A 15,259-nucleotide genomic window follows, 5' to 3' on the forward strand; every position below is an offset into this window, starting at 1 on the left:
CGATTTGTTACTAAGGGGCACTTCTATCCGTGCCCCTTCTATTTTTTGCCTATTGCACACGTCATCGCCATCCAATATAAAATTAATTCGTTATGATGGGACGTAGATTTATGTTAGAGGTTATTTTAAATTTTCTATCGAATACCTATGTTGGTCAAAATATAGAAGGCTCCGACAAAATATAGAAGGCTCCGACAAAATGATTGGTTCCACACCATTTATTATGATGAACCGTATCACTCCTTATTTTTTGTCAATCGTCATGTCAGGAAATATCTTCAATTGTTTGTATAACCTATACTCGAACACTTTTACTTCAATCATACATACTTCATTCCATAAAGGTAACAATACAATGCATTAGGGAAAGATCACAAAGAGGTGTTTGGAAGAAAATGAAAAAGATTTTACTGTTTTTTATATTCTCCCTTGTACTAATTACTTCATTTCAAACCATACCCGCTTCAACAGCTGAACTAACACAGGATTCTAACGAGCTGAGATTGCAGGATATGCTCATGCTTTTGCTTACTCCTTATATTGACGAAGATTTGACCAATTATTATTCAAAGATTAGAAAGGATGTTTCCCCTCATATTACGCCTTGGAAAATTGAAGTAATTGATACAAAAAGAAATCATTTCCGAGGCTTTCAAATGCAAATTACATTTGAAATTGAACCTACGGATGGCGGACAATGGATTCCTATTGGAAAGGATCGAATGACCTATGAAATTTCTTCAGGACCTGATGTTAAATTGATTCATCACACACATCTCAAAACGTATAAATATCCGCCTGAATAATACCTTCCCATTAAAATCATAGGCTTGTCCCTTTATTGAATGTCATGCGATTTTTTTATCTGTGAATCATAAAAGCACCCCATCAAAGCTTGTCTTACTTTGATGGGGTATTTCATCGTAATACTAAATTTCGCTGTTCCTAGACGATCTATTTATTTTCCATCTCTTATTTCTTCTAGTATTTCTATTATGCGATTGTTTTGCCTTTCAATCGATTTTAACTTTCTCTCTATTATGCTTGAAGAGAAAAACACAATTAGTACAATTGCTATTCCAATTAGTAAATCCATTTTAATTCCCCCACTGTTTATTTATGTAATTTCACTTCATCCTACATAGATTTCAAAAGAAAAAGATGGCTCAATACGGAGGCCATCTTTAAGTAAAGTATCCATGGTTGATAAACAACGATGAATTAACGGATTCGAGCCTTGCGGAAGCCGTCGAATATACTGATTGCCGCAGATACAACAAATATAATGATTATGCCGCCAATTAGCCATATTTCAAATTGCTTAGTAGAGGTGGTAAATAAATTACTCATGTACGCGATACTTTCTTGGTTCATAAAATTCGGATTACTTACTATCACAATGAATACAACGGTTGCGAAAAGCTCCACAATTGTATTAAAGATTGCCACCTTTTTCGTCCATTGCCCTTTCAGTAGTTTGTAGAGAGCTAAGCCAATTTCGAGAGCAATGACAACGATCACAATAGGCCAATAATGAAGTAAAACATCCTGATTTAAAGCTGGCATTACGAATTCGAGACCCTCTCCACCATCTTCATATATACCTAAAAGATGATTTGCATAAAAATAAAAAGTTGCCCAAATGGCCGTCCACATTAAATAGCCAAATACTTCAAGCTTGGTAATTGCCTTTTTCTTAGGAATATAAATGACGGTTTTCAGATCTTCGGGAGTCCATTTTTTAAGACTTGCTGATAATGGATGCTGCTCTTTTCCTTTATCAGTACGTTCCAAAATGACGAATACGACCGTTAGCCAGAAAAAGACATGTATGCCTACTTCAATGATTCTCCATATTCCTTCACCCATCATATTGAGGACAGCATTCATAACCGCCTCTTCCCCGCCAAAACTAATAAAATATTCAGCTATCATTGAGATTACCGCAATGACAGCGGCAATGGGAATAATCATTTTTAGTAACGAGAGGTATACATCAAAATAGCGAGGGCCGATTAAATGCATTGGTTGATCACGATAACCGCTCGCTAACGCCGCTGGATTCCCTAACTTTTCCAGCACTTCCTTTACATCATGCTCATTGTAATCATCAGGCAGCATATCCCCAATGGTTGATCGTAACTCAAGTGCGATATCCTCACGATTTTTTTCAGGGAGCCTCCGCGTGACTTCTTGAATATAAATTTCAGTCAGATTCATCTTTATCCTCATCTCCTTTTAGTAGCTCATAAAGTTCTTTTGAATTATTAATCCATTCTCGTTTCAATTGCAAAAAGACGTCTAATCCAAATTCACTTAAGACATAATACTTGCGGGGTCTACTCTCAGAGGTTTCCCAGCTACTTGTCACTAACTCTTGTTTTTCTAAACGGCGAAGCAATGGATATAAGGTACTTTGATCGATGTTAATGCCCGAATCTTCCAATAATTGAACAAGTGAATATCCATACTGCGGTGTTCGTAATTGACTTAAAACGGCTAATGTCAGTGTTCCTCTCCTAAGTTCTGTCATTAATGAATTCAGTAACGTACTCATTCACTCACCTCAATTCCACTTACTATATGATATACACTGTATAACTTATACTATGTATCGTACACTATTATTGTTACAACAACAAGCAATTTTTTTCCTTTATAGAAAAAATAGCTGTTTTCAGGAGTCAGGAGTCTTAGTTCCTTTTCAGCTGCTTGGTTTCTACCAATTAAAACGGAATGGCAAAATTTATAGCAACAACCTTCTGCTAATTAAAGGTCCAATCACTGTATTATCGTTAAATTTCCAATACATAACATTTCAGACATTAGTCTGAAGACAATCATTGATGTTAGACGTTATATTGTATTTATACTTTTTAACGATAAAAGTATGAGGAAAAATCCTAGACAACCATTACGTATAGAAAAAAATTACTACTAAAACGTTCAAGTATCTTAATTTATAAAACTATACGTAATGTGTTTGTTAGATTTGTACTTGAAAAATTACCAACAGGTAGAACATCTTGTACAACGTAGCGTACAGTGATGTTTTTTTTATGCGTTTTTGCTATGAGCAAAAACTGTATGTTCAGACCGATTAACTATTTATTAATAAGGAAATACAAATGTGTCGAGGTGACTTCTATGAAGGAGAAAATGCATTTTACAATTTTAAGTAACGATTCAACTGACGGAGATGGAGGTTACGGAGTAGGTACCCTTGATCTAAATAATGTAACGTCAATTATTATAGATTGTGAAAAAGAGCACGTGTTTATAGATTTAGAAGCCTTACACGGACGAAGTAAAATTGAAAAAAAAGTTCGTTTTTCACCTGATCTAGCTCATGCTAGTAGCGATTATTATCGTTATTGGATAGTTTGGGTAGCGATTCAGGTTAATCAAAATGGCCCCTATTATGCGGGATGTACCGCAAGTGAAGTACGGGTATCAAAAGAAGAACGTCGTATTAAGCTTGGCTATAAATCTTTGCCAGAGCAGGTAAATTTTTTAGATAAGGCACTGAAAGGGAAATTTCACTTGCAGCATATGGATAGTCATTCAAAAAGGCTACTTTTTCAGTTTTTATCTGAATTTAATGAAGCGTATTGGAAACACTCACCCGAAGAATTAAAACACCAGTTGTCTGTATAGGAGGATTTATAATGGCATTTGTAATTACAGAATTATGCAGGGATGAAAAAGCGGCTGTCTGTTTGGATGTCTGTCCAGTAAATTGCATTGTTATGACAGATACCCAATATGTAATTGATCCAGATCTTTGCATTGATTGTGGAGCTTGTGAATTAGTTTGTCCAGTAGAAGCGATTTATTTTGAGGATGATTTGCCTTCTGAATATCAGTCAGCAACCCTTCTAGCACGAAATCATTTTCGAAATTAGCATGGTCTTTATCCATATAGATTGAATAGAAGCGAGAACAAGTCGATTTCCTATACAATAAGAAATCGACTTTTTCGTATGGCTTATTTAATAATGACGAATTTAGCCTAACTGGCGTTTAAATTGTTTAATGGCGAAAAAATATGCGATGACCATGATGCCGATGCTCCACATAAGAGCGGGCCAGATATCATTACTAACAGAGACTAAAAGAAAAACCTTGCTTTGAATCGATAAAGTCTGTTTGTTCAATAAAGTAATAAGGGCTACCTCGCAACTCAATGTTACCTTTTCTGCTTTAGAAACATTCTTTATAAAATCTTTAACTATGTGTTGAATAATCGTATCATTAACTTTTTCATCCTTCGGAAAAATTACTGATGCAGACCTTTTTTAAATTACCACCTGTTCTTATGCTAGTAAATCCTATCATTTGTATATCTATTTATCCATAGCAGGTATCGTGTGGGTCATTACTTATCTAAAAGCAAAAAGCTTACGCTCGATTATTTTATCTCATGTGAGTGTAGATTTAAGGAATTTGACTGTCTTAACCTTCTTAACTATTTACCTTCCTCATAGGCAAAGATGGTGTGAAATCTAGGACACCATCTTCTATTTTTCATGCTACTTAACGATTGCTAAAATATCCTTTGGCTCATAAAAAACGTAATCTGCCTCCTCAAAGCCAATGGTGGATTTGGCTCCCCAATGGGCAAGGGCAAATTTGGCGCCTGCCTGCTTTGCGCATTGAAAATCATAGATAGAATCACCAATATAGATGGCCTCTTCTGGTGCTACCTGTAATGCGTCCAGACATTTTAACAGCGGCTCTGGGTGTGGTTTATGCTTTACCGTATCACTGGCACTTACAATATGCTGGAAATACTCACTTAACCCAAACGGCTCAAATTCATCCACTACCTCTTGCGCTGTTTTAGAAGTGACAATCCCTAATTGTAGTGGCTTTGTTGCAAGGTGCTGAATAACTTCCTCTAGACTTTCGAAAACAGCCACTTCATGTGAAAAATCAAGCACAGCCGCAGACCATTTCTGATGCACAGCCTCTATGTCATCCACGTTAAGCCTCTGCAATGCATCTTTTCCTGGGATGCCTAAAGCAAATCGTAATGCCTCAAAGGGATAGTCCTGTTTTGTTTCTTCTCGTAAGGTTCTTTGCAATGACTGTAAAATCGCTTGCTCCGTATCCAAAATCGTTCCATCTACATCAAATATAATCGCTCTTAACATGTATAACCCTCCTAGTTAAAGCACGTTATTTATATATGTGCATAATTGCTGATACAATTCCTCTTCATAATCCTTCTGGCCTCTTATAAATTTCTCCTTTAAATTATAAAAACATATTTCAAGATATTCCTGATTATGATGCTGTTGAAAGGGTCTCCTATCCTTTACTGGGCCCAAACCCTTAAAGTAGTTATTCTTTTTTTCGTAGGTTCGAATTTGATAACCCCGCTTCTTCATTTCATCCATGACTTTTTCTGTATACAAATACAAATCTTCTTTTGGGTATTCGTATATATAATTAATCAGTATATGCTGATCCTCTTTCGCAAATATGCTATTTAGCTCTCTCCACTGCGACAGTAGTTGTCCTTTTGGTAGATACGCAATTAAATCTATATGCCATAACCTCATGTGCCTTCTCCTTTCTATTAATCAACCATTAATGTAAAATATTACTTACTATGATACTAAACTGACGGAGGGATAGTATGGAAATAAAAACTGCAACGCTCGATGAAATTCCACAAATTGAGCGTTTATACCAAGAGCTTTTTTTAGAGATGTCGATTCTTCAACCTAAATATATCAAACCTGCCAAACAAGATGCCAACTTTATCAGGTTTACGATCATTGAGGATGATTCAGATATTTTAATCGCAACATTGGAGAACGAAGTAGTAGGCTTTTTACTTATTAAAGAAACGACGACCCCACCCTATACTTGCTTGGTTGAGCACAAATATGCTTTTATTGTGGATGTGATTGTTGGCAAGCATTACCAAAACAAAGGAATTGGGTCTGCTTTATTAGATGAAGCGAAAAAATGGGCAGCCTATCGTCACTTGGACTATCTGGAGTTAAATGTATTGACTGAAAATAAAGGCGCTAAATCCTTATATGAAAAAAACGGGTTCAAGGATACGAACCAGACGATGCGCTTAGAATTTTAAGTATGTGATGAGAAAGAAGGGATTTCAATGGAAGAAATGAAAACCGTACACAAGAAAGCCAACCTCATAGTGCCTGTCTTTATTGGCATGGGGGTAGGTGCGTTTATCGGTTTACTTGCCTATGTAAAAGACTGGCTATAAAAAAAGAGACAAAGCCCCTCAAACTGCTTTGTCTCTTTTTAACACTATATTAGTTTACTTTCTTTCAGTAAATCATAGATGATTGTATCCTTTGTTTTATGAATACCCAATTTACCGATTTGCTTTAAGATAAATGGTGCATCAATATCTGTTAGTTTTTTACCATCCAGCAAACGAGCCGTTGATGCTAATAATGTGCGAACATCAAAGGCAGACGCAAACACCTCTGGCACACCTCGGTCAATCGTTAATAGTTGATAGACCGCCTCCATCGCCGTTCTTACGGAATATTCCGTAGTAAAGACTGTATCTTTTGCTGTTTCGCTGAAGTTGCCAATAAAGGCTAAATTAGCTGATCCTTCTGGCACAACAAGTGGACGATCACCCATTGCTCTTGGCATGAAATAAGAAGTGATGTAAGGCATATAGCATGGAATCGTATTGCAAGAATTTTGTGCAATGTCTGGAATTTCATCCACTGGTACACCCATATGGTATAACCACTCTTGTGCTATCTCAATGCCTGTACATTCTGTAATACTTTTTTTAATAAAATCACCTGGCTTGTTTGAAAGTAAGCCATAAATCCAAACAACTAACTGGTCCTTTGGTTGATTTTTAAAGTGAGGTTGGCGGTTCAATGTATAGCTTAGCATCCAATTAGAATCGGTAGCTGTGACAATCCCTCCTGTTACAACCTTACCAGCGTATGGATCCCTTTTACTGATTTTTTCAATATATGGAGCCACTCGATCATCTAATGTTGTAAGGGTAGCTGAAACAAACCAGCTTTCCTCTGGCAGATTATCGCAGAACTTTTCTGGTCGACCAAACTCTTCACCTTGGGCAGCGATATTTTTCCACAGGGACCAGCTGCCACCTAAATCTTTATTGATAGGGGCTGGCGTATTATTATCCCCGTATGTTGTACTTTCTGTAATACTACCATTTGTCACAAACACTAACTCATTTTCTGTTAGTTCAATATTCTTTTTCACACCATCTTTTCTTAACACCAATGTATGAGCTACTTTTTTGTCTCCTACCTTATCAACTAAAACATTTTCTACAACCGTATTATATTGGAAATCAACATCATGACTTTCTAAGTATTTAATCATTGGCAGCACGAGCGATTCATACTGATTATACTTTGTAAATTTTAAGGCCGATAAATCTGGTAATCCGCCAATATGATGAATGAAACGCATAATATAACGACGCATCTCCATCGCAGAATGCCATTTTTCAAACGCAAACATCGTGGACCAATAGAGCCAAAAATTCGATTCAAAAAATTCATCTGAGAAAACATCTGTGATTTTTTTGTCCTCTAATTTTTCCTCAGGCGTAAAGAATAATTTAATCATTTCTTCTGAGGATTTGTCTGATAAAGTGAACTTGCCATCATCCTCAAGTCTTTGGCCTCTATCCTTCATTAATCGACATTTTGAATAATTAGGATCCTCTTTATTAAGCCAGTAAAATTCATCTAAAACGGAAGCATTTTCTACTTCTAACGAGGGAATGGAACGGAATAAATCCCATAAGCATTCAAAATGATCTTCCATTTCTCGTCCACCGCGAATAATAAACCCTCTCGTCGGATTAAGTATGCCATCTAGACTTCCTCCTGAAATATCTAACTCTTCAAGAATATGAATGTTCTCACCTTTCATTTGGCCATCACGAATTAAAAAACATGCTGCTGACAGTGAGGCTAGTCCCGAGCCAATCAGATAAGCAGACTTTTTATCGACTCCCTCAGGTTTTTTAGGACGTGCGAAAGCTTCATAGTTACCATTGCTGTAATACATATTACCGCCTCCTAATTTATTATTCTAATATAGAATAACACAGGTTATCGACAAAATGGTAAAATGAGCTAATAATTAACAAAAAATTCAAATCCGCTAATTGTGCGTTAATTTATCTTCCCTTCTCATTGGACAAAGCAAGTGCTTGTATTTTTATTAAAGAGAACCATACAGTAAATAATCGTAATAGCCCCCTTAACGCCTGCCTTAAAAAGGAAAAACCAATTCAATATGTTACTATTAGCTTTGCATAATTATTATCTCAATAAACCTTTTTCAGCCTTCATTCCCTTTTTATGTTTAGCCAATTTCTCGTTACCTCGTTTAAAATTTCCCGTCATTTTAGCTAACAATAGCTGGATTTCCTTTATCTGCCCCTCCACCTGCTGAATTTTTGCTAGTAGACGCTCAGCCTCTTTCTCCTTGACGATTTTAATGTGCTTCCCTTCATAATAAATAACGACAGTCCCCTTTTTTGTCGTTTGATATGAGAATGGTTCCTTGTTTAGTCTATTACGTTTATCGATTTCACTCACAGCTTCATCCCCGATTTCTTTTTAATTAGATTCAATAATTGCTTACACTTTTTCTATTTTCAATATGTTATTATTAACATATATTATATAAATATGGTATTTTCAGTCACACTTCAAGCATAGAGATAAGGAGAGAGGTATTCATATGGAATGGTTGAATGTTCAAACACTAATTTGGTTGTTTCCTATTTTATTTATTATTCACGATTTTGAAGAAATTATTATGGTAGAGAAATGGTTACATCATAATCGTCATAAGCTGTATGAAAGATTACCCCAAAAATTAGCCGATAAAGTGGTAAAACAATTTTCAATGAGCACCGCACAATTTGCGGTTGCTGTCTTATTTATCTTCTTGTTTGTCAGTCTCTCTACCATTCTGGCTAACTACTATTTTCTAAACGGAGTCACTTTTACTATCTATTTTTTCACAGCTGTTACACTTGTTTTCTTTATCCATGCTTTTACCCATATTGGACAATCGCTCTTATTTCGTTCTGTTACACCAGGAGCTATAACATCAGCCATCATCATTATTCCCTATAGCATTATTTTATTTAAATCTTTGTTTACTAGTGGCATCCTTACTTGGCATATCGTTTTGATAAGCCTGCCTTTTGGCATACTATTTTTCCCCATTGTCTTTACTGCGCATTGGATAGGTAAAAGAGTGATATAGATATATATTCATGAAAAGATAGAAAGGAGGCAGGAGAATGGCAAAAACTCCGATTTATTTAAAATTAATGATTGGTATTGGGATGGTTATTATCCTAGCTTCGTTGTACTTTTTAAAAGACCAGCCTTATTATTTATGGGTTAGGTGGACAGGTAATATTTTATTGATTGTAGGCATTGTATGGATGCCGTTCACTAAAGAAACCAATAAAAAACATGTAAATTCTTAGCAGGAGTAAATCTTCTGCTTTTTTTGCGGTAAATTTACCTACGATTATAATAAAAGTGATAAAATCAGATAAAAAAAGAAGGTCTTTGTATGTTAGAAAAACTAAATGTATTTCTCCAAAAATACATTGCGATCCTGACACCATTAAGTTTAATTGTAGGTGTATTCTTAGAAAGTATTGGACATCATTTATTATTCCTCGTCTCCTGGCTATTTGCCTTCATGACATTCTCAGGAAGCTTACATATGAAATTTAAAGATGTAAAAATTTTCATGAAGCATCCAGTTCTTATTTTATTCTCCATTCTTTTTCTTCATCTCTTGATGCCTTTATGGGCTTATTTCTTATCCACTGTTTTGTTTGATGACCATTTGTTGACTGTTGGTTTTGTCTTAGCAGTTGCACTTCCAACAGGTGTAACGAGTGTTATTTGGATCAATATTTGCAAAGGGAACTTACCGTTAGGCTTATCAATTATTTTAATTGATACGCTCCTTTCACCCATCATCCTCCCCTTCATCCTCTATATCGTTTCGGGTGAAAAAATTGAGTTGGATGTGGCATCCCTGATTCTGAATTTACTATGGATGATTGTCTTACCCACGATTTTAGGTATCTTAGTGAATGAACTTTCGAAAGGAGCCATCCCTCAAAAAATCGGTAAAAAACTTGCTCCTTTTTCAAAGCTTTGCTGTCATACTGATTAATAGCAGTGCCATTGCTCCCTACTTAAAGGATATCAACATGCATCTCTTCTTCGTGGTGCTTTTAGTGTTCTTCCTTGCAGTATCAGGCTATCTATTTGCTTACCTCATTGGTCGATATCTGTTAAAAGACGGTCCACAAATGGCAACCTTTGTTTTTACGGGTGGCATGAGAAATATTGCTGTCGGTGTCATCGTGGCCACAACGTACTTTCCAGGTAAAGTCGCCATGCCTGTTGTGTTCGGTATGCTGTTTCAACAGGTGCTAGCCTCCGTTTTTAGTAAGATGGTGAATCCTTTGTATAAACCAGATAAGAGCACCGTATAGACGGTGTTCTTATTTTAGGTTTACACTTATACTAAATAGGAGAAGCTTTTATTTATATTTGAAGGGTGTGCTAATATGTCATACAATTTCCAACTTATATCACCAAAAATATCCCCGAATCTTGACAAAGCAAATTTTCAGGATATTTTTTATGAGGAGGAACCCTATTTAACAAATTGCAAGATTACGGATACGGTCATTGCTCACGAGGATATTGAACGATTAATCGTCTCTAATGTTATCTTTAAAAATGTCACATTCATCGATTGTACCTTTCAAAAAATTGATTTAACGGACGTCATTTTTGAAAACTGTGATTTATCTAACACTAACTTAAGTGAAGGCATCATTCATAGAGTGGCCTTCAAAAACTGTAAATTATTAGGGTTGAATTTAACTGAAGCAAACCTCGGCAATGTTTCATTTGAAAATTGCCTTGCAAACTTATGCAATTTCCCCGAAGTGCGCTTTAAACAAGTGCTATTTGATAGCACCTCCCTGCAAGGTGCGAATTTTTATGATTGTTTACTTAATAAAGTAGCGTTTCAGGAAAGTGATCTAAATGATGTTGATTTCTCTCAAACTCCCTTAAAAGGAATAGACATCAGTACATGTAAATTTAAAAGACTTCAAGTAACTCCAGAAAGTTTAAATGGGTGTGAAGTCTCTACTGAACAAGCCATAGGTTTTGCTTCATTACTAGGGTTGAAGGTTAAATACTAGTTTAAGGGCTTAAAAGTTCAAGAAAAAAATAAAGCGCTTATCCTTATGCTCGGATAGCGCTCAATTTTTACAATTTGTTAATCTGCTATTTTATCATCTTTTAGTATTTTATCCTGCTATTTGAGGGCTATCCTCCTAATTTGCGGGCTATCCCTCACTTTGAACGTTCTATCCGCTACTTTTTCAGTTTTATCCTCCACTTTTTGAATTCTATCCTGCTATTTGAGGGCTATCCTCCACTTTTAGAATTCTATCCTGCTATTCGAGGGCTATCCTTCTCTTTGAGCGTTCTATCCGCTACTTTTTCAGTTTTATCCTCCTCTTTGAGCGTTCTATCCGCTACTTTTTCAGTTTTATCCTCCACTTTTAGAAATCTATCCTGCTATTCGAGGGCTATCCTCCACTTTGAGCGTTCTATCCGCTACTTTTTCAGTTTTATCCTCCACTTTTAGAATTCTATCCTGCTATTCGAGGGCTATCCTTCACTTTGAGCGTTCTATCCGCTACTTTTTCAGTTTTATCCTCCACTTTTTGAATTCTATCCTTCTATTCGAGGGCTATCCTCCTCTTTAAACGCAAGGTGTCTGATAATTACAGCCTTTTATATAGCATTTCTATATGTTCTATTCCATCTTCTAAATAAACATCTGATGTCTTTTCAAATCCGAAGCCCTCATAGAATTTTAGCAAATATGCCTGCGCAGAAATGCGGATTGCGTCTTCTCCAATATCATCTAGAATGTAATCAATTGCTCTTTTAACCATTTCCAGAGACAATCCCTTTTTTCTGTAGGTTTGCTTTGTTAACACTCTTCCGATTGCTGCTTCTTGATATGCTATTCCTTTGGGTAGAATTCTTAAATACCCAACTACCTCTCCTTGGTCTTCACCAAATAAATGATAAGCATTTTCGTCTTTTGAATCTAGATCCTGATAGACACATTTTTGCTCTACAACAAAAACTTCCGCACGAACCTTCAGTATCTCATATAGTTCTTTTACGGTTAATTCATCAAATTTTTTTATCTTCCAATCCACTTTTATAGCCTCCTATACTATTCAATTTCATAAAGTATAGCAAAAGTAGAATAAAAGTGGATCAGCCCCCTTAAAAGATTAAACTACATATCTATCTAGAAATTTACTTGCGTCACTATTAAACTTCCATAGGATTCCGAATTCTAACTTATAGGTTCTACATCTCTTCTATGAGCAGTTTTCGTTTGGCTAATATCACCATATCATCCATCTCAGACCGTTAAATCATTTTCTAATTTTATATTCGTCACTTCTTGTAGAAGCCGCTGGAGGACAGCCGCAAAAATGGCGATAACTAGTGAAACAAAAATGATGAGGAGTCCCACTATTCCAAAAGGAGGATCCATTTTGTTTGTTATAAAATGAAAAAGGGGTGAAGCTAAGACATGCAAGCCACTGATTATTATCGCACACCACTTTATGTACTTTAATGCTTTTACAGATAATTCCGAGAAAGCTGTATTCGCTTCAATGTACCGTAAAAGATTAAAAGCCTGATAGAGAGCAATGTAAAAAGGTACAGCCGATCCATACATCACAATGAAAATGAGATAATTCATTGGGTAAAAATTCGGATACAAACTCGATGCGAAATGAGCCATAGGAGGTACAAAAAATATACATAGGGCAAGAATGGCCATCCCAGCCAGAAGAATTATTACCTTTAAAAAAGATGTTAAACCTGGTTTAACATTCATTGAAAGCACCTCACTTATTTAATGACACTATAAATTTAACACGAAATTTATTGATTAACAATAAATAATAGTTGTTTTTAATTATATTATTATTGTTATTTATATATTTAACATTCATTGAAATATTCACAAGCGCCTTACTACATTAGATTGTAGTAAGGTTATTTAAAAAGCATTTGACTTTCCCCTGCACAGGAAACTGTATACTTGCATTAAGTTATTAGATTGGAGGTGATATTTTGTTTAAAATCAGTGAATTTTCTAGGCTAAGCAAAGTATCCTTGAAAACATTGCGCTATTATGATCAGATTGGCATATTAAAGCCGAGAAAGGTGGACCTTGATACTTGCTACCGATACTATTCAGCAGACCAGCTACTAGAGCTCAATCGGATCTTTCTCTATAAGGAATTGGGGTTTACCTTGCCACAAATTATACGTTTGCTCCACGAAGATATTTCGTTAAAAGATATACAAGGGATGTTTAAGCTGAAAAAAAGTGAGATTCAACATATTATCCAGACGGAACAGGCCAAGCTTGCACGAATTGAAGAACGTATGCAACTTTTAGAACGAGAGGGTCAGGTGGAATCAGATCAAGAAATCCGCATCAAGGCAGTGGATGCTCAGCAATTCCTTTCTTTGAAAGCACGCGGGAGAGAAGAAGATATTCCAGATCTGTTTCGTACATTTAATCAATTACTCACAAAGGAAATGCGCCAATTAGCTCAAAGTCCTCAGGTTGTTTTATGGAAAGAAATAGAGGAGAAAGAAGACGAGTTTGAATTTGAAGTCGGCTATTTTTTAACCAAGGAGCTTTCATCATTCCCTGAAACATTTCAACTACGGACTCTTCCTTCTGAGCCAATGATGGCCACAATGACCTTTCGTTCAGATTCTAACTTTGCTTGTACAGCCTGTGTTGATTTAGCTAACTGGATTGTAGAAAATAACTATCAAGTCAAGGAAAACGAACCAGGTAGAGAAATCTATTTACCATTATCTACAACCCAAAACGTCCAATTAATGGAGATACAAATACCTATTATAAATAGCTGAAGGAAGCGTGAATTGAGTTGAAAAATAAGCTGATTATCTATGTTTTATCACTCATTGTTTTTCTAATCGGAACCGTTGAGTACATTATTACAGGCGTTATTGAAATGATTGCCGTCGACTTTGGAGTAACGATTTCAGAAGCTGGGTTATTAGTGACTTTATTTGCCCTAGCAGCAGCTATTTTCGCTCCAATTCTCATTGCGCTCACGATCAATGTGGATCGCAAAAAGTTGCTTATGGCTAACGTTAGTGTGTTCATTATTAGTAACGGATTCATGTTTATCAGCTCTTCTTTTGAGTACGCACTAGGGATACGAATTATTCAAGGGGTTAGCGGAGGAATTGCTACAGTGGTAGCCATGGCAGTAGCTACTCGATTAGTTGAAAAAGAACGAAGAGGCCGTGCTATCGGCATCATTTTGATGGGACTAAGTAGTTCGCTCGTGCTGGGTGTTCCAATTGGCACATTTTTTAGCGAAATAGTTGGATGGAGAGTTTTATTTATGCTGATCGGTTTATTAACTATTCTTCCACTGCTTATCATCTATAAAAAAATTCCAGTTATCAAAGAGGAAGAAGCTGTTACACTCAGGTCGCAGCTTTCGATTTTAAAAGATTCAAAAATTCTAACTGCCCTGGCGATTACTTTATTTTATGTCGGTGGCTACGCTACCCTATTTACTTATATTACGCCTTTCTTACAAGCCACATCCCCTCTTTCTATGACCGAAATTAGTGGCATTCTATTTTTAGCTGGCATCTGTAGCTTTCTTGGCTCAAGAGTGGGCGGGCAATTGGCTGATGCAAAGGGTTCGCGTTTTACCATTTGTTTTGGCTTGCTGTTACAAGCAGTAACGCTCCTCTTATTCGCACTAGCTGGTATCAATCTCTTTGTATTGATCTTGATTTTAATGATTTTTATGGTAGCAACTTGGAGTATTTCTCCTGCCCAGCAGCTCCTTCTTGTTACACTAGTACCTCGAAATCCAGACATTGCCCTCAGCATAAATACCTCCTTTATCCAATTCGGTTTTGCACTGGGGTCTGCATTAGGCGGGTTTGTCATCAGTCATACCTCTGTCCTAAATTTGAATTGGGTCGGTTTTGGTACTGTAAGCATGGCTTTATTCCTTGCTATCTGGCTATTCCAAAAATTGAATAGTAGAGTTGAAACCCCTATTATCACTAAAGTCAAATATTAA

20 protein-coding genes and 1 pseudogene are annotated in these 15,259 nt (G+C 36.2%); 11 read left to right on the plus strand and 10 right to left on the minus strand.

Annotated features, from left to right (window positions below; translation table 11 throughout):
* Nucleotides 1-395 precede the first annotated feature (395 nt).
* Nucleotides 396-806, plus strand: coding sequence for a DUF3888 domain-containing protein (locus QH639_RS12125; RefSeq protein ID WP_131520000.1), 411 nt, complete (start codon nt 396-398; stop codon nt 804-806).
* Between the two features lie 152 nt (nt 807-958).
* Here QH639_RS12125 and QH639_RS12130 read toward each other — a convergent pair whose 3' ends face one another.
* From QH639_RS12130 to QH639_RS12140, 3 genes are all read right to left on the minus strand, one after another.
* Complete coding sequence (locus tag QH639_RS12130; protein ID WP_193767304.1) at nt 959-1,096, minus strand: hypothetical protein; 138 nt, start codon at nt 1,094-1,096, stop codon at nt 959-961.
* 125 nt (nt 1,097-1,221) lie between these two features.
* Entirely contained in the window at nt 1,222-2,220 is a 999-nt protein-coding gene (locus QH639_RS12135; protein ID WP_281116110.1) for an HAAS signaling domain-containing protein, read from the minus strand.
* Nucleotides 2,207-2,557, minus strand: coding sequence for a PadR family transcriptional regulator (locus QH639_RS12140; protein WP_048393791.1), 351 nt, complete (start codon nt 2,555-2,557; stop codon nt 2,207-2,209). Before QH639_RS12140 ends, QH639_RS12135 begins: the two co-directional genes overlap by 14 nt.
* A 590-nt stretch (nt 2,558-3,147) precedes the next feature.
* On the opposite strand from QH639_RS12140, the gene QH639_RS12145 reads away from it, so the two are divergent.
* A complete protein-coding gene (locus tag QH639_RS12145; protein WP_131519998.1) occupies nt 3,148-3,657 on the plus strand; it encodes a YwhD family protein in 510 nt (169 codons plus the stop codon).
* Nucleotides 3,658-3,668: 11 nt separating this feature from the next.
* Entirely contained in the window at nt 3,669-3,905 is a 237-nt protein-coding gene (locus QH639_RS12150; protein WP_004228537.1) for a DUF362 domain-containing protein, read from the plus strand.
* 102 nt (nt 3,906-4,007) lie between these two features.
* On the opposite strand, the pseudogene QH639_RS12155 reads toward QH639_RS12150, so the two are convergent.
* From QH639_RS12155 to QH639_RS12165, 3 genes and pseudogenes are all read right to left on the minus strand, one after another.
* Nucleotides 4,008-4,154: pseudogene (locus tag QH639_RS12155) on the minus strand (ABC transporter permease); the annotation flags it as partial.
* A gap of 378 nt (nt 4,155-4,532) precedes the next feature.
* Nucleotides 4,533-5,156, minus strand: a complete 624-nt coding sequence (locus QH639_RS12160) for an HAD family hydrolase (protein ID WP_281116111.1) — start codon at nt 5,154-5,156, stop codon at nt 4,533-4,535.
* 15 nt (nt 5,157-5,171) lie between these two features.
* A complete protein-coding gene (locus tag QH639_RS12165; protein ID WP_048393800.1) occupies nt 5,172-5,567 on the minus strand; it encodes a pyrimidine dimer DNA glycosylase/endonuclease V in 396 nt (131 codons plus the stop codon).
* 77 nt (nt 5,568-5,644) lie between these two features.
* On the opposite strand from QH639_RS12165, the gene QH639_RS12170 reads away from it, so the two are divergent.
* On the plus strand, nt 5,645-6,106 hold the full coding sequence (locus QH639_RS12170) for a GNAT family N-acetyltransferase (protein WP_281116112.1): 462 nt from the start codon (nt 5,645-5,647) through the stop codon (nt 6,104-6,106).
* A 185-nt stretch (nt 6,107-6,291) separates the two neighbouring features.
* On the opposite strand, the gene QH639_RS12175 is transcribed toward QH639_RS12170, so the two are convergent.
* A complete protein-coding gene (locus QH639_RS12175; protein WP_066038265.1) occupies nt 6,292-8,064 on the minus strand; it encodes an oleate hydratase in 1,773 nt (590 codons plus the stop codon).
* 257 nt (nt 8,065-8,321) lie between these two features.
* Nucleotides 8,322-8,600: a hypothetical protein gene (locus QH639_RS12180; protein ID WP_259418931.1), complete on the minus strand. Its 279-nt coding sequence runs from the start codon at nt 8,598-8,600 to the stop codon at nt 8,322-8,324.
* Between the two features lie 145 nt (nt 8,601-8,745).
* Between QH639_RS12180 and QH639_RS12185 the strand changes: the two genes are divergently transcribed.
* The 5 genes from QH639_RS12185 to QH639_RS12205 all read left to right on the plus strand — a co-directional run bounded on the left by QH639_RS12185 (nt 8,746) and on the right by QH639_RS12205 (nt 11,263).
* Nucleotides 8,746-9,279, plus strand: a complete 534-nt coding sequence (locus tag QH639_RS12185) for an HXXEE domain-containing protein (RefSeq protein WP_281116113.1) — start codon at nt 8,746-8,748, stop codon at nt 9,277-9,279.
* Between the two features lie 37 nt (nt 9,280-9,316).
* Nucleotides 9,317-9,508: a hypothetical protein gene (locus QH639_RS12190; RefSeq protein WP_054549391.1), complete on the plus strand. Its 192-nt coding sequence runs from the start codon at nt 9,317-9,319 to the stop codon at nt 9,506-9,508.
* Between the two features lie 89 nt (nt 9,509-9,597).
* Entirely contained in the window at nt 9,598-10,215 is a 618-nt protein-coding gene (locus QH639_RS12195; protein WP_281116114.1) for a bile acid:sodium symporter family protein, read from the plus strand.
* A gap of 37 nt (nt 10,216-10,252) precedes the next feature.
* Entirely contained in the window at nt 10,253-10,540 is a 288-nt protein-coding gene (locus QH639_RS12200) for a hypothetical protein (RefSeq protein ID WP_281116115.1), read from the plus strand.
* A gap of 75 nt (nt 10,541-10,615) precedes the next feature.
* A complete protein-coding gene (locus QH639_RS12205) occupies nt 10,616-11,263 on the plus strand; it encodes a pentapeptide repeat-containing protein (RefSeq protein WP_131519989.1) in 648 nt (215 codons plus the stop codon).
* 591 nt (nt 11,264-11,854) lie between these two features.
* Here the strand turns inward: QH639_RS12205 and QH639_RS12210 are convergent.
* Nucleotides 11,855-12,301: a GNAT family N-acetyltransferase gene (locus QH639_RS12210; RefSeq protein WP_259418933.1), complete on the minus strand. Its 447-nt coding sequence runs from the start codon at nt 12,299-12,301 to the stop codon at nt 11,855-11,857.
* A 212-nt stretch (nt 12,302-12,513) separates the two neighbouring features.
* A complete protein-coding gene (locus tag QH639_RS12215) occupies nt 12,514-12,999 on the minus strand; it encodes a DUF2975 domain-containing protein (protein ID WP_131519987.1) in 486 nt (161 codons plus the stop codon).
* Between the two features lie 239 nt (nt 13,000-13,238).
* On the opposite strand from QH639_RS12215, the gene QH639_RS12220 reads away from it, so the two are divergent.
* A complete protein-coding gene (locus QH639_RS12220) occupies nt 13,239-14,057 on the plus strand; it encodes a MerR family transcriptional regulator (protein WP_281116117.1) in 819 nt (272 codons plus the stop codon).
* Between the two features lie 17 nt (nt 14,058-14,074).
* Entirely contained in the window at nt 14,075-15,259 is a 1,185-nt protein-coding gene (locus QH639_RS12225) for an MFS transporter (RefSeq protein ID WP_281116118.1), read from the plus strand.

It is taken from the genome of Lysinibacillus sp. 1 U-2021 (genome assembly GCF_029916965.1).
Classification (GTDB): domain Bacteria; phylum Bacillota; class Bacilli; order Bacillales_A; family Planococcaceae; genus Lysinibacillus; species Lysinibacillus capsici.